The organism is Bacillus sp. HSf4, from assembly GCF_029537375.1.
Classification (GTDB): Bacteria; Bacillota; Bacilli; order Bacillales; family Bacillaceae; genus Bacillus; species Bacillus sonorensis_A.
This window is the reverse complement of sequence record NZ_CP120679.1, coordinates 2,247,210-2,265,148: the sequence shown is the minus strand read 5'-3', so window position 1 is coordinate 2,265,148 and position 17,939 is coordinate 2,247,210. Positions and strand designations below refer to the sequence as shown.

The 17,939-nt window shown below is 44.6% G+C and carries 20 protein-coding genes and 1 pseudogene; 8 read left to right on the top strand and 13 right to left on the bottom strand.

Annotation, left to right across the window (positions count from 1 at the left end; all coding sequences use genetic code 11):
• Nucleotides 1–10 precede the first annotated feature (10 nt).
• On the bottom strand, nucleotides 11–547 hold the full coding sequence (locus P3X63_RS11540) for a DinB family protein (RefSeq protein ID WP_277690748.1): 537 nt from the start codon (nucleotides 545–547) through the stop codon (nucleotides 11–13).
• A 318-nt stretch (nucleotides 548–865) separates the two neighbouring features.
• On the opposite strand from P3X63_RS11540, the pseudogene P3X63_RS11535 reads away from it, so the two are divergent.
• Nucleotides 866–1,785 (top strand): annotated as a pseudogene (locus tag P3X63_RS11535) (protein rep); the annotation flags it as partial.
• Between the two features lie 29 nt (nucleotides 1,786–1,814).
• Here the strand turns inward: P3X63_RS11535 and P3X63_RS11530 are convergent.
• Entirely contained in the window at nucleotides 1,815–2,378 is a 564-nt protein-coding gene (locus tag P3X63_RS11530) for a hypothetical protein (RefSeq protein WP_026587456.1), read from the bottom strand.
• Nucleotides 2,379–2,450: 72 nt separating this feature from the next.
• Here P3X63_RS11530 and P3X63_RS11525 point away from each other — a divergent pair, with 72 nt between their 5' ends.
• Nucleotides 2,451–2,945 carry a hypothetical protein gene (locus P3X63_RS11525; protein ID WP_277690746.1) on the top strand — a complete coding sequence of 165 codons (495 nt, stop codon included), beginning with the start codon at nucleotides 2,451–2,453 and terminating at the stop codon, nucleotides 2,943–2,945.
• Nucleotides 2,946–3,166: 221 nt separating this feature from the next.
• Here P3X63_RS11525 and P3X63_RS22750 read toward each other — a convergent pair whose 3' ends face one another.
• The 4 genes from P3X63_RS22750 to P3X63_RS11505 all read right to left on the bottom strand — a co-directional run bounded on the left by P3X63_RS22750 (nucleotide 3,167) and on the right by P3X63_RS11505 (nucleotide 5,050).
• Nucleotides 3,167–3,250, bottom strand: coding sequence for a DUF3967 domain-containing protein (locus P3X63_RS22750; RefSeq protein ID WP_306292033.1), 84 nt, complete (start codon nucleotides 3,248–3,250; stop codon nucleotides 3,167–3,169).
• Nucleotides 3,251–3,755: 505 nt separating this feature from the next.
• Nucleotides 3,756–4,211, bottom strand: a complete 456-nt coding sequence (locus tag P3X63_RS11515) for a YndM family protein (protein WP_277690744.1) — start codon at nucleotides 4,209–4,211, stop codon at nucleotides 3,756–3,758.
• Nucleotides 4,212–4,235: 24 nt separating this feature from the next.
• Nucleotides 4,236–4,361 (bottom strand): hypothetical protein, encoded by a 126-nt coding sequence (locus P3X63_RS11510; RefSeq protein ID WP_035428136.1) that lies wholly within the window; start codon nucleotides 4,359–4,361, stop codon nucleotides 4,236–4,238.
• 89 nt (nucleotides 4,362–4,450) lie between these two features.
• Nucleotides 4,451–5,050 (bottom strand): TetR/AcrR family transcriptional regulator C-terminal domain-containing protein, encoded by a 600-nt coding sequence (locus P3X63_RS11505; protein WP_026587453.1) that lies wholly within the window; start codon nucleotides 5,048–5,050, stop codon nucleotides 4,451–4,453.
• A gap of 181 nt (nucleotides 5,051–5,231) precedes the next feature.
• Here P3X63_RS11505 and P3X63_RS11500 point away from each other — a divergent pair, with 181 nt between their 5' ends.
• Together P3X63_RS11500 and P3X63_RS11495 are read left to right on the top strand one after the other, a co-directional pair.
• A complete protein-coding gene (locus P3X63_RS11500) occupies nucleotides 5,232–6,419 on the top strand; it encodes a YhgE/Pip domain-containing protein (RefSeq protein WP_277690741.1) in 1,188 nt (395 codons plus the stop codon).
• Nucleotides 6,420–6,431: 12 nt separating this feature from the next.
• Complete coding sequence (locus P3X63_RS11495) at nucleotides 6,432–9,104, top strand: phosphoenolpyruvate synthase (RefSeq protein WP_077736626.1); 2,673 nt, start codon at nucleotides 6,432–6,434, stop codon at nucleotides 9,102–9,104.
• Between the two features lie 59 nt (nucleotides 9,105–9,163).
• Here the strand turns inward: P3X63_RS11495 and P3X63_RS11490 are convergent, their stop codons facing one another.
• Both P3X63_RS11490 and P3X63_RS11485 read right to left on the bottom strand, forming a co-directional pair.
• Nucleotides 9,164–9,349 (bottom strand): type Z 30S ribosomal protein S14, encoded by a 186-nt coding sequence (locus tag P3X63_RS11490; protein WP_026587450.1) that lies wholly within the window; start codon nucleotides 9,347–9,349, stop codon nucleotides 9,164–9,166.
• 759 nt (nucleotides 9,350–10,108) lie between these two features.
• Entirely contained in the window at nucleotides 10,109–10,732 is a 624-nt protein-coding gene (locus P3X63_RS11485) for a LysE family translocator (RefSeq protein WP_026587449.1), read from the bottom strand.
• A gap of 168 nt (nucleotides 10,733–10,900) precedes the next feature.
• Between P3X63_RS11485 and P3X63_RS11480 the strand changes: the two genes are divergently transcribed.
• The gene (locus P3X63_RS11480; protein ID WP_077736627.1) at nucleotides 10,901–11,140 is read left to right on the top strand and encodes a CotD family spore coat protein; all 240 of its coding nucleotides are present in this window, start codon (nucleotides 10,901–10,903) and stop codon (nucleotides 11,138–11,140) included.
• 92 nt (nucleotides 11,141–11,232) lie between these two features.
• Here the strand turns inward: P3X63_RS11480 and P3X63_RS11475 are convergent, their stop codons facing one another.
• Nucleotides 11,233–11,724: a YoqH family protein gene (locus P3X63_RS11475; RefSeq protein ID WP_077736628.1), complete on the bottom strand. Its 492-nt coding sequence runs from the start codon at nucleotides 11,722–11,724 to the stop codon at nucleotides 11,233–11,235.
• 151 nt (nucleotides 11,725–11,875) lie between these two features.
• Between P3X63_RS11475 and P3X63_RS11470 the strand changes: the two genes are divergently transcribed.
• Nucleotides 11,876–12,727 (top strand): alpha/beta fold hydrolase, encoded by an 852-nt coding sequence (locus P3X63_RS11470; RefSeq protein WP_179115718.1) that lies wholly within the window; start codon nucleotides 11,876–11,878, stop codon nucleotides 12,725–12,727.
• Between the two features lie 125 nt (nucleotides 12,728–12,852).
• Nucleotides 12,853–14,133 (top strand): MFS transporter, encoded by a 1,281-nt coding sequence (locus tag P3X63_RS11465; RefSeq protein ID WP_026587447.1) that lies wholly within the window; start codon nucleotides 12,853–12,855, stop codon nucleotides 14,131–14,133.
• A 249-nt stretch (nucleotides 14,134–14,382) separates the two neighbouring features.
• Here P3X63_RS11465 and P3X63_RS11460 read toward each other — a convergent pair whose 3' ends face one another.
• The 4 genes from P3X63_RS11460 to P3X63_RS11445 all read right to left on the bottom strand — a co-directional run bounded on the left by P3X63_RS11460 (nucleotide 14,383) and on the right by P3X63_RS11445 (nucleotide 16,161).
• Nucleotides 14,383–14,493, bottom strand: a complete 111-nt coding sequence (locus P3X63_RS11460; RefSeq protein WP_077736631.1) for a YjcZ family sporulation protein — start codon at nucleotides 14,491–14,493, stop codon at nucleotides 14,383–14,385.
• 151 nt (nucleotides 14,494–14,644) lie between these two features.
• On the bottom strand, nucleotides 14,645–15,160 hold the full coding sequence (locus P3X63_RS11455; RefSeq protein ID WP_026587446.1) for a hypothetical protein: 516 nt from the start codon (nucleotides 15,158–15,160) through the stop codon (nucleotides 14,645–14,647).
• A gap of 72 nt (nucleotides 15,161–15,232) precedes the next feature.
• Nucleotides 15,233–15,544 (bottom strand): hypothetical protein, encoded by a 312-nt coding sequence (locus tag P3X63_RS11450; RefSeq protein ID WP_035428133.1) that lies wholly within the window; start codon nucleotides 15,542–15,544, stop codon nucleotides 15,233–15,235.
• 512 nt (nucleotides 15,545–16,056) lie between these two features.
• Complete coding sequence (locus P3X63_RS11445) at nucleotides 16,057–16,161, bottom strand: YjcZ family sporulation protein (protein WP_077736634.1); 105 nt, start codon at nucleotides 16,159–16,161, stop codon at nucleotides 16,057–16,059.
• Between the two features lie 151 nt (nucleotides 16,162–16,312).
• Between P3X63_RS11445 and P3X63_RS11440 the strand changes: the two genes are divergently transcribed.
• The gene (locus P3X63_RS11440; protein WP_442858851.1) at nucleotides 16,313–17,566 is read left to right on the top strand and encodes a Ger(x)C family spore germination protein; all 1,254 of its coding nucleotides are present in this window, start codon (nucleotides 16,313–16,315) and stop codon (nucleotides 17,564–17,566) included.
• Nucleotides 17,567–17,939: the final 373 nt, after the last annotated feature.

Below are 17,939 nucleotides of genomic sequence, written 5' to 3'. Positions count from 1 at the left end.
CCCCTGTTTTTTAAACAGGGGGATTTTTTGATGATGCGGACTCATGCCGGCTGAGTAAATAATAAACGTAATCCGTCGCAGTTCCGGCGTGCCCCATTTGCCGCAACATTGAGGTAATGTTGCCTCTGTGATATGTCCCATGGTTGACGACATGATTCACAATTTCGCTGAAAGCCGTCGTCATCCGTCCGAATGCCGGATGTTCGATCGTCAAATCACAATTGAGATCGTCTAGGCTTGCAAAAAGTGTTTCATATCGGTGTGCCGTTTCATCGAAAAATGAGGCCAGCCCCTCGATGTCCTTTTCCAATAATTCATTCCTCAGCAGCATGGCCAATTCTTTTGCCTCTTCATAACGTCCTCCGGAAAGAATCTTCAACCACAGGGCGTCGGCGACACACATATGAACAACGACTTCTGCAATCGACGAAAAAACGTTCTCAATCTTGCGCGTAAAAAGCTCCTCAGGCAGACTTTTCAGATGATCAAACACTCTTTTGTTTGCCCATTTATGATAGTCAAAGTGCTTCAGCGTTTCATGTTCCAAACCATATCCTCCTCCTTTTCATTGCTATAATTCGTTCAGTGCTCTTTGTTTTCCTTTCTCAAAACAGGATTTTTTATTTGAGCCGGTTATAGCTCTTTATAAAAGTATGAGATTTTAACGGACAGGGACTGATCGCCTCATTGGAATGAACAGTTGTGCGATTTTGATCAAAAGAAGTGTCCGGGCACCACTTGAACAAGATTTTTTAAAATGCCCTTCATCCCTGATTGCCAAGGGTTTAACGCCACTTTGACAGATAAAAATACCTTCTGCTATTATTTAAGTGCGACCAAAAATAATAGATAGCTAGAAAACTATAAGCATTATGAAGGTTTGAAAGATCGGATTGGCTCTCCTTACTACAGCAAAAAAGCTCAACGAATGTTTGAATGTGCCGAACAGTTGTGGTTTAGAAAAAGACTCGGAAACGGGCAAGTTAAAGCTGTATCAAGCCCATTTTTGTAAGGGGAGGTTGTGCCCTATGTGTGCCTGGCGGCGGTCTTTGAAAATCGCGTATCATAATAAATTAATCGTGGAAGAAACTAATCGGCAGTATCATTGCGCTTGGCTTTTTCTTACTCTGACCGTTCGAAATGTTGAAGGTGGAGAGCTTCGCCAGACAATTTCAGACATGATGAAAGGCTTTTATCGTTTGATGAAGTACAAACGAGTTGATACAGCTGTACTTGGCTATTTCAGAGCTTTGGAAATCACGAAAAATCATGAAGAGTATACATATCATCCACATTTTCATGTGTTGCTTCCGGTGAAAAAAGCTATTTCGGTAAAAATTATATCAATCAAGAAGAATGGACAACCCTATGGAAAAAGGCGATGAAACTTGATTACACGCCGATTGTACATATACAGCGGGTCAAAGGGAAAGCCAAGATCGATGCGGAGCAGATTGAAAGCGAAGTTCGTGAGGCAATGGAGGAGCAAAAGGCCGTGCTGGAGATTTCAAAATACCCGGTCAAGGATACAGACATTTTGTGCGGCAATAAGGTGACGGAGGATAATCTGGATACGGTTTATTATCTGGACGATGCGCTTTCGTCTCGGCGGCTCATCGGGTACGGTGGCATTCTGAAGGAGATACACAAAGAATTGAATCTTGAGGACGCGGAGGGCGGTGATCTGGTCAAGATTGATGAGGAAGACGATGAGGTGGCGAACGGCGCTTTTGAGGTCATGGCGTATTGGGGCATCCCGGCATCAAAAATTACATAATCAAATAAGAGAGCAGGCCACCCGGCCTGCTCTGCTTTTATACAATCCATAAAATGATTTCAGCGAGTGATTCTGCGGTTTTCTTAGGGACTCCGGCTTTTATTAAGGCTTTTACAAGAGCACCTTTTGATGCGCTGTTTAATCTTTCTGTGGCATATGCAATTTTGCGTGCATATTTGTCTACCAGTCTAGCTTTTGAAGGAGAGAGAGGTCTAATCGCCCATTTAAGCGCTTTTCCTCCGACTCTACATACCCATCCAAATGCTTTTATTGCTTTAAGAGAATGACCAATAACACCTGCAGTATGTACTTGTCCATTTAGGTTTAACTTGTTGTAAGTTTGAAATTCTTTAGTCTGTGATGCGAATTGGATAAATGCTTTTGAATCTTCTAAATCAGCGGGCTGTTGATGTGTTTCAATGTAATCTTCGAGTGAAGTTGGTAATGAAACAGCAGTTGTGGTTGTCGTTATTGCTTTTGTTGGTTGCTTCTGTTCTGCAGCTGAAGCGGACGATGCGAAACCACTAAATCCTGAAATGATAAGAGTGGCGACAGAAAGTGTTATTACACCTTGGGAAAATCTTTTTCTCTTAGTTTTCATTTTAAATCCCCCTGTTTTTTTGATATTTTTAACCAAGTAATATAATACCATAAAAAGAGAGGAATAGGTATAATGGGTAAAAAAAGTAAAGGGAAAAACTACTCTATTGGGGATCATATCTTTGCGGTTTTAGTTGTTTTTCTCATGTGTGCATTAATAGTTTCCTCCCCATTCTTAATATTTTTCGGAGTTTTCAAGTTGGTGGCTTTAGCTCCAGATGTGTCGATTAATACGACTGGCACTTATAACTCAGTAATGATTTTGTTTAAATTTTTTGCTCTTACAGTGATAGTGGTAGGAATTGTAGACGTACTGTTTTCTCAGATTTTATTGAGAAAACGGGGTTTTTTGAATTACATTATTGAGGCTTTGCTTATGTTTTGTGTGTTTTACCTTTATGTATTGATTTATTCCATGAATTCTCAGGAGATTATTTTGAGGAATAACGGTGTGCTTTTGGTATCGGTGTTTTTGTTTATTTTGTATTTGATGATAAGCGTAGTGTATATAGTTTCAAAGTGGATGTATGAAACTGTGATGAAAAGTATACAGAAGAAAAATAACTAAGAGCAGGGAGAACGTGAGGGGAACGCAATGAGTGAAAAAAATATGAATCTATACATTGGTATTCGACAATGCTTGTGTTTCTAATAATAATTTTGAATAGTATTTTTATAAAAATTGAGGTTTTAACGGTTATTGCTGCGGTTGTATATATAGTGTTCATGGTGATTATTAGGAGCAGATGGAAGAAAGCTAACAAAGATTAAGCTCCTGAGGGGGCTTTTCTATTTCCAGAATTGCCACCACTTTTTTTCGCGGGCGGCAGCCAGCATTTTTTGAGTTTCCTGGGATTCGCGGAGGGATTTCATCAGTATTTCGTCTCTTTCCTGCTGCCGTTTCTCAAAAAGTCAATGCGTTCCAGCATCATTTTATTGAACTCTTCCTGTTGTTTGACAAATTAAAATAAGGCGTGCCTTTCATCGTTTTGTATCGGTGTATCGGGTTGCGATACGGTCAATTTTGACCGATACAGATGCGCTATGTGTTCGGCTGCTTTTTGGAGGGATTGGCCGTCCAATTTGTTCATGTTGTAGAGATACTCTATAGCGAATAAATCATCTTTGTTGTAGAGTCGCCATCCCTTGGTGTCGCGCTCGAAAAAATAGCCGTGAGACTCGAGCAACTTTGAATATTTGCGGACTGTGACGGTCTCTATGCCAAGGCGAGAGGAAACGTCCAGATCGAAGCCGTCAAGCGGCCGATTGTGATCTGAAAACAATCGATAAGAAAGAAGGGGTTCATAGGGGATGCGCCCGCATATTGTGGGGGAGAATGGCCGCCTGGTAAAAGGAAAAACCTGCCATAAGACAGGTTTTATTCTTTGTCGCGTTTTTTTGCAGGGGAAAACGGGTACACTTCTTCCGACGTCTCAGTTTGATAATTCATAGCACCGTTGTTTTCCCGTTTTTCGTTTGTGTTCTCATCTAAAATGTTAGCCGCCATATAGCGGTGGAAGAAAAACTCAAAAATCGTGACGCCGATTGCTGAAATGATTGAAGCCAAGGCGAGTGAAGCATACGGCGGATTACCCTGCATGGCGAGAATCATCCAAATCAATATGAGGGAAAGACCGAAGTCCCCCATTGTCGCCGTTGTGTTGCCCGTTCTCGGGAGCAACAGCAGGTCCCCAAGCAAATAGGAGATAACACCCAAAAATAAGGTGAGAACAAACATATCTCCAAACGGAACACCAAAAAACAGGGTTAAAATGACGTATAAGAGAACAAGGCTGACAATAAACTTTACACACAATGCCCTTACATGTTTCATATCGTTTGATCACCTTTTTTAACTTTATTTTAAAGTGTTTCTGTTCTGTTGCTGTTTGTTGTTTTTTTGCTCCTGCTGAAATGCGCTTTCTGTTTCATGGTCATTTTTAAGCTGTTCGATGCTGCTGTTTTGAATGCCTTTCTTCTGCATGATTTCACCACCTTTTTCACTATATTGTGGGTGGCTTTTGATTTTTTATGCGGGAAACGTCAAAAAAAGAGGGAAGTTCAAGTTCCCTCTCATGTTCTTAAGCCGGCCGCATATGCCGGGCCCATTCCGGTCAACTTTGACAAAATCAGCGCCATTTCATGCGGTGTTTCCGCCATGCCGCTGATAAGCCACTCATGGAGGACGTTGACTTGAGCCCCGACGATATAAGAAATCAAATATTCTTCGGGAACAAGCGCTTCCGCCTTGATCGTCTTTTTCAGACGCTTCAAGTTTTCAGTTAAAACGGATTTGAATTTTAAAGGGAATGAGCCGGTGCCTTTTGGCCCTAATATCGCCTTTAAAAAAATCGCGTTTTCCTTAAAGTATTCAAAGATGTCCACCACAAACGGAAGGGGCTTATCAATGACAGGGCCTTTCAATACGCCCATTGAATGAATGGACTGTTTGGCAATTTCCCTGATTTCCTCGATGATTTCGTTTTCGCTCTGTTCCAATAAATCGTATTTGTCTTGATAATGTAAGTAAAATGTGCCCCTGTTGATATCCGCTTTTCGGGTGATATCCTTTACGGTCACCTCTTCGAAGGCTTTCTCTTCCATGAGCTCTGATAATGCATCCCTTATCATCCTTTTTGTCCTGTTAATTCTTCTGTCCGGCCGTTTTGCCATTTTGATCAGCCTTTCACCACGATATTTTCCTTAAAATCAACATTTTTTATTTTTTTGTTCAGTAATGAACACTTCCCATTTGATTGTGCATTGAGATTGCTTACGAATCAATTATAATGAACACAAAGAACATAAATCAACACCATGTTCATTATTATTGTTTCAGCAAAGGAGCTTTGACATGACATTACTAAAAGAAAAAATGGTTTTATTGGCCCCGTTTGTGGTGCTATTGGTGATTTTGATTTTTTCGCTCACATTGATTCCATCCGTCCATCCTGAGCCGAAAAACCTGCCGATCGCCATCGTAAATGAAGATCAGGGAGCGGAATTGCCGGGCCGGGGAAAACTGAATAGAGGAGCGGAGATCGCGCTCAACATTAAAAAAGAAACGTCAGGTGAAGATGCAGCAGTCAAGTGGATCGATGTCAAAAATGAAAAAAGCGCTCGGAACGGACTGAACGATCAAACGTATTATGCTGCACTCATCATTCCGAAAGACTTCAGCCAAAAACAGTCTTCACTACAAACAGCACATCCGGCTGGAGCCAAAGTGAAGATTTTGATCAATCAAGGGGCAAACACCATCGCCGCTAATGCAGCTGGACAAATGTTGAATCAACTCGTCGAACACATCAATCAACAAGTCAGAGAACAGCTGCTGACAACGCTTGAAAAGCGTGGTGCAGCCTTGAGCGCGGAACAGGCATCTCTACTGGCAGCGCCTATTGAAAAAGACATTGAAAATGTCAACAAGATTTCAGCGAACAGCGCTAATGGAAACGCGCCGGTGTCATTGGTTCAGCCGCTCTGGATGGCCAGTATAGCAGGAGCGCTGCTCATTTTTGCCAAGGTGAGGAAATTGCGGTTTTTCAAGCGGACAGAAGCGCTTTTTTCCCGGCTCCTTCAAGGATTGATCGGTGCGGTGCTTGCCGCCATCTGCGGCTATGGCCTTGTATGGATCGCAGGTGAGTGGGTGGGGATGAACATCCCGCAATTTCATGAGACGGCATTGTTTATCGCCCTCTGCTACTTCTCATTCTATTTAATGATTGCCGCTGTAACAGCGTGGGTGGGACTTTCCGGAGCCGGGATATTCGGCATTCTTTTCTTCTTTGGAACCCCGCTTTTGACGCTGGCTCCAGAAATGATGTCAGCCTTTTACCGCGACTGGGTCTACTCCTGGCTGCCGATGCGGTTTGCCTCAGAGGGGCTGCGCGATCTCCTCTTTTTTGACAAAGGCCTTGACATGAACCAGCCTGTTACAGTATTGCTGGCGATCGGAACCGTGAGCTTTTTGCTTCTGCTGGCAGCGGCTTTAAAGCCGCAAGCTGTGTCCAAGGAAGCTGAAGAAAAGATATCGTTTTAAGGAGGAGGGAGGATGAAAAAATATGTGCTTCATTTTCACGAAATCGATAAAGCCGATTTGCCTTACGCCGGGGGAAAAGGGGCAAATCTCGGGGAAATGACGAAAGCGGGTCTGCCCGTTCCCCCCGGGTTTTGCGTGTCCACATTTGCCTACCGAAAATTCATTCAAAACAACAAGGAAATCGATCGTTTGTTCGATCAGCTGGATTCGCTAAAAGCTGACGAGCTGGAGCGAACCCGTCTTTTAGGGAAACAGATTCGCGCGCACATGGCTGCCATGCCTGTACCTGAAGATATTCGCTCGGCGATTTTAACGGCCTTTGAGCAAACGGGCAGTGACAAAGCCTATGCCGTCCGCTCCAGTGCGACAGCAGAAGACTTGCCGACGGCGTCATTCGCCGGACAGCAGGACACCTATCTGAATGTACACGGACAGGATCAGCTTCTCAAGGCTGTTCAAAACTGCTGGGCTTCATTATTCACGGACAGGGCGATTACCTACCGGGTGAAAAACGGTTTTGATCACCGCAGCGTTTTTCTTGCCGTTGTCGTGCAAGAGATGGTATTTCCCGACGTCTCCGGCATCATGTTTACGGCTGATCCGATCACAGGCCGCCGCAAAACGATTTCCATCGATGCCAGCTTTGGCTTGGGGGAAGCGCTGGTGTCGGGCGTGGTGAGCGCCGACTTGTATCAAGTGCGCGAAGGGGAAATCATCAAAAAACAAATTTCAACAAAAGAGGCGGCGATCTGGTCGAAACCGGAAGGCGGCACTGTCACGAAAAAGCTTCCCCCGGAAAAACAAGCACTGCAGGCTTTGCCTGATGATCGCATTTGCGAGCTGGCAAAGCTGGGGCAAAAAATCGAAACGCATTACGGCATGGAGCAGGACGTTGAATGGGCTTTTAAGGGCGGCAGGTTTTACATTCTTCAAAGCCGGCCAATCACATCGTTATATCCGGTGCCGGCATTTTCGGATGATAGACTGCACATCTTGATTAATTTCGGCTATATCCAAATGATGACCGATCCGATGAAGCCTCTGGGGATATCCGTCATCAGCCGCATTCCCGATTTTTTAAAGCAGAATCCGGCGGATCCATCCATTGTACACGAGGCGGGAGGAAGGGCCTTTGCCGATATAACAGGCGCTCTTTCCATAAAATTTGTGAGAAAACGGGTGCTGAAAGTCCTGAACGGCATGGATCAGCTGATGGCATCGGCTGTGTCGGAAGTCGTCAAGCGCGGACATGCCGACTATCCACCTGCAAGAGTAAGCGGCAAGTTCAAAGCAGCCAAACAATTGGCGCCGATCATGATACCGGTCGCTTTCAAAGCGGCCTGCAACCTGCTGATAAAAGATCCGGGAAAGGCTGAAAAGCGGGCCCGCTCGTTTGTTGATCATACCGTTAAAGAAACGGAGGAAAAACTAAGCCGGACGTCCGGTGCAGAGACGATTCGCCTGATTCGGGGGGAGTTGGACAAGATGATTCCCGGGGTGGTTTTAAAAGTCGCAGTTTATGTGTTGACCGGAATGATTGCAGCCATCTTCCTTGAAAAAAAGCTGAAAAACAAAGTCGGTGATGAACAAAGTGCCGCTTTGTTAAGCAGATTGTATAAATCTTTGCCTCACAATGTGACGACCGAAATGGGGCTTGCGCTGGGGGATCTTTCTGATCAAGCGAGACGGCACCCCGAAGTGGTCCGTTATTTGCGAAAAGCCGACAGCAGCAATTTCGCCGGAGGATTGGAGAAGGTAGCCGGAGGTGCGGAGTTCAAACAAGCATTGGATCGCTTTCTTGAACAGTACGGGATGAGGTGTGTCGGTGAAATCGATATCACGAAAAGGAGATGGTCTGAAGACCCTGTCCAGCTCGCGCCATCGATCCTCAGCAACATCCAAACAGCCGCCGCAGGAGATCACAGGAAAAAGTTCAAGCAAGGCGAAAGAGAGGCCGAACAGGCGGGAAGGGAAATCATTTCACAATTTCGTTTTCTTGAAAAAAGACAAGCGGCGCGGCTTGTTCGTGTATATCGCAGTTTGATGGGGATGCGCGAACATCATAAGTTCGCATTGGTGAAGCTTCTATTTCTCTATAAAAAAGCTATTTTAAAAGAAGCCGGAAGCCTCGTCGAAAAAGGAGTCCTGACCTGTGAAGCCGATGTGTTTTATCTGACCATGGAAGAAATCATCACTTTGCTGGAAGACCGCGACATCGAATCTGTTCAAGCTCTATTAACAGAAAGAAAAAAACAGCACCAGCAAAATCAAAAGCTGAAATCTCCCCGTGTGATGACAAGTGAGGGAGAGGTCGTGACGGGAAAACTGCACAATCTGAAAAGCCCTGAAGGAGCACTTGCGGGCACCCCGGTATCCGCCGGCGTGATCGAAGGAAAAGCCAGGGTCATCACCAGACCGGAGGAGGCAAAGCTCAATCCCGGCGAAATTTTGGTCGCTCCATATACCGATCCCGGCTGGACGCCGCTTTTTACCTCAGCAGTCGGGCTGATTACCGAAGTCGGCGGAATGATGACTCATGGCTCAGTCGTTGCCAGGGAGTACGGAATTCCGGCTGTCGTTGGCATTGATAAAGCAACTGACATCATCAAAGACGGAGCGTATATCCGGGTGGATGGAACAAACGGCTTTGTGCAAATATTAGAAAAAGACGCTGGGAAATCATAAGGGGAGCCTTTCACAGGCACAAAAAAGCCGGCCTTCAATCAAAGGCCGGCGAATCCGTATTACCAGCTTGCTTTTTTCACGCCGGGAATCTGACCCTTATAGGCCAGTTCACGGAAGCAAATTCGGCAAAGCTTAAACTTGCGAATCACAGAATGAGGTCTGCCGCAGCGTTCACAACGTGTGTATTCGCGCACTTTAAATTTTTGATCTCGTTTTTGTTTGACGATCATTGCTGTTTTAGCCATTATATAACCCTCCTTAGCTTGTTTATATATATCAATAAAGGCATTTGATTTCTTGAAACAATCTATTTATTATAACAAATTTCTTTGGTTTTGTAAATAAATGCAAGGAGTCAGTAGTCGGTGCTAAAATGGTTCATTCCATTAAAAAAGACTCGTATTTGTCGTTTGACTGATCGGTTTTTACCATCTGCCGGATTGGCAGAGACTGATTGTGATGATTTGGATTGATGGGAAAATCAATGGTTTGCATCATTATTCCGCACCGAAAAACCTGTATACTAGAAGCCAAGAGAAAGGGGGGAAACAAACCTGGCTTGATTCGGCACTGTTCCACCTTTGTCTATTGAATTGACACTCTGTTTTACAAATGATGTGAGGAGCTCATAAACGAAAAGAAAACGCTTACTTGATAGTCTGCACTTCAGTTACGGCATCTTCTGTCTACACGGAAACGGCCGAGACGGAAAGTCAAAAGCCAAGTGCGGCTGCTGTCAACTTCAATGTTCTATGGGCTCCAGCCTCATGAAAGAAGCCGTCGTTCAAAACGCGAATCGAAGCGGATTCGTCAAAATTTTTTTATGCCGCGGAACAACAAGATAAAGTCATGGTCTTTCATTTAAGTGATTGGAGCCAAATGGACCAATAAAAGCGATAGCGGCCTGAGGCAACGGGCTTTAAGAGGCTGGAAACGTTTCATAAGCTTTATCATTATGAAAAGCGTGCAGCCGGATGAGACTGCACGCTTATTTTGCTGATGACCTATTTTTGGCTCAGCGCTATTTTCAGTCCGATCAATGCAAACAGCGACCCCTGCAGCAAATGAATCTTTCGCGACATGGCCGGCCTCCTGCGCAAAAACTCCCCGACTTTTTCCGCAAATATGCTGATCATGATAAAGATGACAAGCGCTTGAAGCAAAAATACAACTCCGTACACAAGCATTTGGATCACAGCGGAACCGGACCCTTCAACAATAAATTGCGGGAGGAAAGCGAGAAAAAATAATGAAACCTTTGGATTTAAGAGGTTCATGATCACACCTTTTCGATATAAGGACCCGCAGCTTAATGCGTCTTGGCGATCAATATCGAATCCTGAACGTTTTTCCCGAAAAGATTGATAAGCCAAAAACAATAAATAAGCGGCTCCGGCATATTTAACAAAAGCGAAGGCCAGGGCCGATTGATAAACAACCGCCGAAATTCCGGCGGCAGCTGCGGTTATATGGACGATCAAGCCTGTACAAAGCCCGCAGGCAGTTGAGATCCCCGCGTATTTTCCCTTTGAAATGCTTTGCGCCAACACAAACAGATTATCCGGTCCGGGCATCAGCGTCAAAAGCACAGCCGCTCCCAAAAAAGTAAAAATCGCTGCCGCATCCACCATTGTCAACTCCATTTCCATCTTTCTTTTTGTGTCATTATAGCATGGAACAACTTCAGAAAAAGGCGTGTTAATGAACGAATTTAGTTTTTTGTATTAGTACAAGTTTCTGCTGTCTATCATAGTTTAATAGTGAAGATAGAAACAAAAGGAAGGGAGAATTTATAAATGTATGATTGCAAAACGCGAGTAATGAAGCCAATTGTGCACCCTACAAACTATTGTGAGGACCATAGATTCTCTAAAACCATTGTTCCTCATATTCATCCGCAGCATACAAAAAAAGTGGACCATCACAAATATGAGCATGTTCACTACTATCCGCACACTTATTCAAGCTATCAAAAGGATTCGTACGACCACTCTTACTGTGGTAAACCTTGCTGCGATGGAAGGAAATATTGGTAAAAGGCATCTTGTATTAGCTGCCAAAAAGGCCATATAAGCGTCTTGGTCGCGCTTTTATGGCCGCTTTTTTCTGAATGGTATGATTGACCAGCTTACCGGCATCCCGACAAATTGTTTTGCAGCACAGCCCGTCCAAGCTTTTGCGTTTTTGACTGAAAAAGGCGCACTTCCACCCGTGTATTGTCAGTAAGATCAGAAGAGATTTCATCGAATTTGCCGACCCAAGGACTGCCGCCGACCCAGCTTGGCGTGTCTTCCTTCACTTGATACATCTTAAATTGCCAGCTGATGACGCCGGGGATCTGGGCGAACCCTACATATCGATCATAATCTCCAAAGGAAGATGGCTCCGGAAGCCAATCAGCATAAATACCAACGCTCTGCCGCTCTCTGACAGGACTTGCCGGCGTATCGTCATACGGCTTTTTCACTTTCGTGATCAAAGCTGTGCCTTTGGCATTTTGAATGCCTTGAACAGGATGAAGAACAACGCTGCACGGATAGGATATGGTTTGCGCCATCATCGTTTCCGGATGAAGGCATATGAGAGTGAGCCAGATCCCTAAACATTTCAATATTTTCAAGGGGAATCACCTCCGAATGATACCATATAGTGTACCCTGAAACATTTACGGAGATTCTTTGTTCGCCCATCGGCAGAGAGCAGGGGAACATTCACCTATGTTTGGCTGAACGAGTATCTTAATGATAAACAACTTTAATGGAGGAAATGACGTGGGATACTTTGTGAACGCAGAGCCGGGGGTCAAATTATATGCGGAGGATCTAAATCCTAAAGGCGGAAAGACGATTGTTTTTTTACATGGCTGGCCGTTGAGCCATAAACAGTTTGAGTATCAGTTCAAGGTTCTTCCCAGGATGGGTTATCGCTGCATAGGGATTGACTGGAGAGGGTTTGGCCAATCGGATAAGCCTTTTGACGGCTATCATTATAACCGTTTGGCCGATGACATCCATGCCGTAATCAGGTCTCTTCGATTAGACCGTTTCATACTCGTTGGCCATTCTACTGGCGGCGCCATCGCGATCCGCTATATGTCCCGATACAGCGGTGAAGGAGTATCAAAGCTTGTTCTGATCGACGCTGCGGCTCCTATAGGTTTTACAGCAGAGACTGCCGATCGATTGCTTAAGGAAGCGGCGCACGACCGGCCTAAGATGATGCGGGGCATAACCGAAACCTTTTTCTTTCAGTATATAACAGAACCGTTTTCTGACTGGTTTTTCAGGTTGGGTCTGGAGGCGGCGGGCTGGTCGACCGAGGCTGTCATCAATCTTCTGCGGGACGAGAATCTGTATACCGACCTTTCCAAAATATCAGCTCCCACTTTAATCGTTCACGGCATACACGATAAAGTGATTCCATTTTCACAAGCTCAACAACTGAATCAAAACATAAGAAACTCACAGCTTATCCCGTTTCATTATAGCGGTCACGGTCTGTTCTGGGAGGAGCGTGACAGGTTCAACCGAATATTGAGCCAATTTATTGATTTGCCTAGGCGCAGTGGCATTCAATCACAGGAAAACGGAGCCGGCTCTCGGAACGGCTGGGAGCTTGTTTGATCATCAAGAAATATTCCGCTGCCAAAAAAGATTTGTTGACGAATGAAATCATTGGAATTAAAATTCAACTATTCAATCAATTTGCAAATTCAGGGACGAACATTTGCAGAAGAAGGAGTCTATAAATGACGGATTATTCGGATGAGTCAACAAGAAGTGACATCCATTCTCCAGAAAAACGAAAAGCATTATATCGACGGGTCTTAATAATTGTGAGTATTTCACAAATTTTCGGGGGTGCCGGCCTGGCAGCCGGAATTACGGTAGGCGCCCTTATGGCTCAACAGATGCTGGGGACTGATGCTTACGCAGGGGTGCCGTCCGCGTTATTGACGCTCGGGTCGGCGGGAGCGGCTTTTATTGTAGGGAGGCTGTCACAGCGGTATGGACGGCGCACCGGACTTGCAGCTGGTTTTATAACAGGCGGAATCGGTGCTGTTGGTGTTGTGCTTTCCGCAATGATAAACAGTGTTTTTCTATTATTTGCTTCACTCTTGATTTATGGCGCAGGTACAGCTGCGAATTTACAAGCCCGCTATGCCGGGACCGACTTGGCCAATCGAAAACAGCGTGCGACTGCCGTCAGCGTGACGATGGTGATGACGACGTTCGGGGCGGTTTCCGGTCCCAATTTGGTCGATATCATGGGGCGATTTGCTCTTTCGATCGGCGTGCCGCAACTTGCGGGGCCGTTTATTTTAGCAGCGGCAGCCTTTATCTTAGCAGGACTGATTCTTTTTATGATGCTGCGTCCTGACCCGCTGAAGATTGCAAGCCTTTTGGAAAAGGAGAATCAAACGGATGCTGAGTCAGCCGGTCAGCCTGTCAACAGAAAAGGAATTGCGATCGGTGCGACAGTGATGATTTTGACACAAATGGTGATGGTGGCTATCATGACGATGACGCCGGTCCATATGCAGCATCATGGACACAGCTTAAGGGAGGTAGGTGTTGTCATTGGTTTTCACATTGGGGCCATGTATCTCCCTTCGCTTTTCACCGGTATTCTCGTTGATAAAATCGGCCGAACGGCGATGAGTATTACTTCCGGCCTGACATTGCTAATGGCGGGAATAACTGCGGCGCTGGCGGATGATTCTATGATTCTATTAGTCACAGCTCTTTCTTTACTTGGATTGGGCTGGAATTTTGGCCTTATTAGCGGAACCGCACAGATTGTCGATTCGGCCGAACCTTCAACACGCGCTAAGATTCAAGGTTCATTGGATGTATTTGTAGCACTGGCAGGCGCTTCAGGCGGTGCGCTATCTGGAATGGTTGTCGCCAATTCCAGCTATGCAGGACTGTCCTTGGCCGGCGGATTTTTATCCCTTTTGCTGATCCCGGCCGTCATCTGGTCAAGAAAAGAAAAAAGATTACCCGTGCAAAAAGGGATGGAAAGCTAGATTTTTTAGTTTTTCGTTGAACCCGGCTCAGATTCGGGGATTCGTTATCAATAGAAAAGGCCTCGATTTCGAGGCCTTTTTACGCTATCAACAAACATGGGGAGGGAGGATGGTAAAATCAATCAGAACATATGATGGAGGGACTGTCATATGTCTTCTCTTCAATTGTTTTTCTGACGATTGTTTGAGAGTGCAGAGATGAAAGCCGCATCTTCCTGCACTTCTCAAGCAGGCTTTCGAGCAAACTGATTAATACCCGCCATATCCGCCGCCAAACCAGGACGCACCGACGATAATCAAAAGAATGAACAGCACGACAATTAAAGCAAACCCTGCTCCGTATCCGTAGCCTCCGCTCATTTCGTTCACCTCCCTGTAGAGACATAGTATATCCTATGATCAACAAACGAGATTTGGTATAGATGATGGCTTTCTTTTGCAAAAATGGTTGGATAACCAAAACGAAAAACCGTACTCATTTGAAGACGAGAACGGTTTTTTAGACTGCAAGCTAAAAAAGTTGCTCAAAGTGCTGATAAGTGCCGATTTGCGCGTTGATGGAAGCATGCGGTGTATATCCTAAGCCCATCCTCTTGATCAATCGGCTGTACATTTCCTGTAAGGAAGCTTGTTGAAGCGCCATTTGAATGTGTGCATTCCGGACATGATTGTCTTTCATCAGCAGCGCCGAAAAGAAATTGTCGCCCGCCATGTTTTTGGCCGATGCCCGCGCTTCCAAAGCGATCGCATGATCATGGGCTGTTGCCGGTTCTCCCGTTTTTTTTCTGAAAGGATCATCAGATAAAGCATGTAAAGGGGTAACCTCAGGCGAATTTTGATTGTAAGGGTTGATCAGCTGCAGCATGACTTTGACATGCATTCGCATGACATTGATTTGCAGACCGATGATTTCTTTAAGCTCGGCGTTTGTCGCTCGAGAATAGTAGCCCTTTAATTTGTGGAGCATGCCTTTATGTGTCGACAAATGTTCCGCCATCAGCCCAAGGTCAACTGCCGGTAATATCATAAAACAGCCTCCTAAGAACGATAGGTATTGTAAAAAGAAAGCGACTGCTGCCAAGAAGGGCCCTTTTTTTGATCAAGGCCAGTTGTTTATATGGCTGTTCGGATCCGCATGACTTGGCATGTTCATGTGACTTGGCATGTTCATGTTCATATGATTCGGCATATTCATGTGGCTAGGCATATTCAAATTCACATCATGGTGACTCATGTCATTGTCGTGCATCCCCATGTAAAGCGCTTCGACACGTTTCACATGTTTAAAATGCTTCTGATAAAAATGCATGTGTTTGGCTGGATCGACATACTCATACCTTTTTGCGAGCAAACCGTACAGATTCGCTTTCATTAAATGATGCTTGAGCTCGCTTGACATTTTGTGTGGCATTTTTTCTATACCTCCTAAAGAGTTAGTCAGTATCAGCGTATGCCACCTGTTATGAGCCGTGCCTCCGCTGTTGCCTATCATACTAAAATGAAAATCAGAAGAAGGAGCTGTTAAAGAAGTTGTGAAACTTGCCGTTCGAGGGAGAAGTTTGAATGAACATCATTTTGTGGTTTCGATAAACCTTTGAGGAATCATTTCGAAGTAGAGGACGCTCTGAAAAAATTTCAAGTGAAAGTCCAGGATTTATTCCAAAAAATGATATGTAGAATTCATGAAAACATATTGTTGTCTCTTTTTTCTAGATCATCCGAAATGGTTTTACCCGATATGTTTCCATGTCAAAAAAGGCTCTTTTTAAAAAAGAGCCCTACAAACAATAACATGGGGAGGAGTGTCAATCCATCTCTTGGAGGAAACTGTCATAAGTTTTTTAAACTAGTGGTTTAAAAAGAGTGCAGGGGTAATCCGCCTGTAACAAGGATCCTCCCGCACTTCTCACAGGAAAAAGGTCTTTAATAAAAGCCGCCGCCGAAGCTGCCGGCTCCAACAATGATTAAGAGAATGAATAGAACAACGAGTAAAGCAAATCCTGATCCGAATCCATAACCACCACCCATATCGTTCACCTCCCTGAAGAGACATAGTTCATCCTATGCCATATCATTAAATCCGTATAGTTGATTGATTCAAATAATGAAAAATGGTGTAACAACCAATTCAAAACGCTGATTCAAAAGAACATTTTTTTGTGACTAATGAAATCACCAAATGCAAATCATAAACATGGATACTCCTTTTCATTTCAGGCCGGAAGGAGGAGGAAACATCATATCAACATCGATTAAGAACAGTTTTCTATTCATGACGATGCTTCTCTTTCTCACCGGGTGTTGGAGCAGTCATGATATTGAGGAACTCGGCCTCACATTTGCCATAGGCTTGGATAAGGGGAAGGAAACGGCCCTGGAAAAAAAGTTTGACAAAATGGGCGGTGACTATCCGAAGAAAGACCGGTTGACCATAACCTACCAATATGTCAATCAGCAGGCGGCCGGGGCCAAGTCCGATGGGGGAAGCGGCGACCAAAAGCCGTACATTAATATTGTTGAAACGGGGGATTCGTTTCAGCAAATCGGTGCTGAAGTAGCGCTCAGACGGGACAGGCCGGTCTTCAGCTCCCACTTAAAAGTGATTGTCATCGCCGCTGGTCTTCTTCAGACCTACTCAATGAAAGAACTGCTTGATCAATCTCTCAGGGATAATGAAATCAGACCGAGCACGCTTGTCCTCATCACAAGAGGCAGAGCAAGAGACACGCTTGAGCTTAAAGAAACAGGAGAAATGCCGGCGTTTCGTTTGCGCAAAATCGTTGAAAACGACTTTGAGGCGAGAAAAATTCTGCCGCCTGTTACCTTAGCTAAATTGCCGGGGATGATGAGAGCGGGAACCAGTTATTTATTGCAAAACGTCGTGGGCGCCAACGGTGAAATCAAATACGCGGGGGCCGTGGCGATCAGTGGAAAAACAAACAAGCTGCTCGGTTTTTTAGATGAAGAAGATTTAGGCCAACTGATGTGGATTAAAGGAAAGGGAATAGGCGGTTCAGTTAAAAGCCGAGATCCACAAACAAAAAAACTGACCGCATTTGCCGTAGAATCTATCAACAGTGAAATCAAACCAATTGTCAAAAGAGGCCGCCTATCATTTCAAGTCAATATTAAGTCAGAAGGCCGCCTTGCCGAAAACTGGAATACCCAAGAAGTCGCATTTAATCAAGCCTTTTTAAAAAAAGTGGAAAAAACTACGGCACAATCTGTCAAACATAAAGTCGAACAGATCACGGAAAAAATGAAGAAGGAATACAAAGCCGACCTTGCCGGCTTTGGCAACGAAGTGAGGATCAAATATCCCTACCTATGGGATAAGCTGAAGAAAAATTGGGATCAAACATTTATTGAAACGCCAATTCATTATCATGTCAACATAACGCTAAAAGAATATGGGTCCCAAGGGAAACTGTAGCTTTCAACAACGGTGTTCCGGGTTTCTTTAAAAGGGACCTGGAACGTTTCATTTTCAATGTTGCCCCGGGTGTAAAAGGCATGTCTGACAATTTGATTAAGGTGGGCTGATGTACAGGACGTAAAATTAAAGAAATGATTTTGACTTTTAACCTGACAGTTCACGAGACATTGAAGGTGAACACAAGCGGATTCGTTTTATAAGCCACATCATCATCCAAAACATGCAAGTACCGCACAAGATTTCGCATATACCATAATAAAGAATCCTTTCGGAAGAGGTGAAAACTTAGTTCAAACGATGTCTTTATCATGCTTATTCAAGTCTGCTATACTTTGATTCAGAATATCATGTGCTGCTCCGTGATGTGCGG

Coding starts and splice junctions, on each gene's coding strand:
- P3X63_RS11530 (WP_026587456.1), bottom strand. CDS start 2,378: ATGAAAACTAAGAGAAAAAGATTTTCCCAAGGTGTAATAACACTTTCT.
- P3X63_RS11525 (WP_277690746.1), top strand. CDS start 2,451: ATGGGTAAAAAAAGTAAAGGGAAAAACTACTCTATTGGGGATCATATC.
- P3X63_RS22750 (WP_306292033.1), bottom strand. CDS start 3,250: ATGAAATCCCTCCGCGAATCCCAGGAAACTCAAAAAATGCTGGCTGCC.
- P3X63_RS11515 (WP_277690744.1), bottom strand. CDS start 4,211: ATGAAACATGTAAGGGCATTGTGTGTAAAGTTTATTGTCAGCCTTGTT.
- P3X63_RS11510 (WP_035428136.1), bottom strand. CDS start 4,361: ATGCAGAAGAAAGGCATTCAAAACAGCAGCATCGAACAGCTTAAAAAT.
- P3X63_RS11505 (WP_026587453.1), bottom strand. CDS start 5,050: ATGGCAAAACGGCCGGACAGAAGAATTAACAGGACAAAAAGGATGATA.
- P3X63_RS11500 (WP_277690741.1), top strand. CDS start 5,232: ATGACATTACTAAAAGAAAAAATGGTTTTATTGGCCCCGTTTGTGGTG.
- P3X63_RS11495 (WP_077736626.1), top strand. CDS start 6,432: ATGAAAAAATATGTGCTTCATTTTCACGAAATCGATAAAGCCGATTTG.
- P3X63_RS11490 (WP_026587450.1), bottom strand. CDS start 9,349: ATGGCTAAAACAGCAATGATCGTCAAACAAAAACGAGATCAAAAATTT.
- P3X63_RS11480 (WP_077736627.1), top strand. CDS start 10,901: ATGTATGATTGCAAAACGCGAGTAATGAAGCCAATTGTGCACCCTACA.
- P3X63_RS11465 (WP_026587447.1), top strand. CDS start 12,853: ATGACGGATTATTCGGATGAGTCAACAAGAAGTGACATCCATTCTCCA.
- P3X63_RS11460 (WP_077736631.1), bottom strand. CDS start 14,493: ATGAGCGGAGGCTACGGATACGGAGCAGGGTTTGCTTTAATTGTCGTG.
- P3X63_RS11455 (WP_026587446.1), bottom strand. CDS start 15,160: ATGATATTACCGGCAGTTGACCTTGGGCTGATGGCGGAACATTTGTCG.
- P3X63_RS11450 (WP_035428133.1), bottom strand. CDS start 15,544: ATGCCACACAAAATGTCAAGCGAGCTCAAGCATCATTTAATGAAAGCG.
- P3X63_RS11445 (WP_077736634.1), bottom strand. CDS start 16,161: ATGGGTGGTGGTTATGGATTCGGATCAGGATTTGCTTTACTCGTTGTT.
- P3X63_RS11440 (WP_442858851.1), top strand. CDS start 16,313: ATGCAAATCATAAACATGGATACTCCTTTTCATTTCAGGCCGGAAGGA.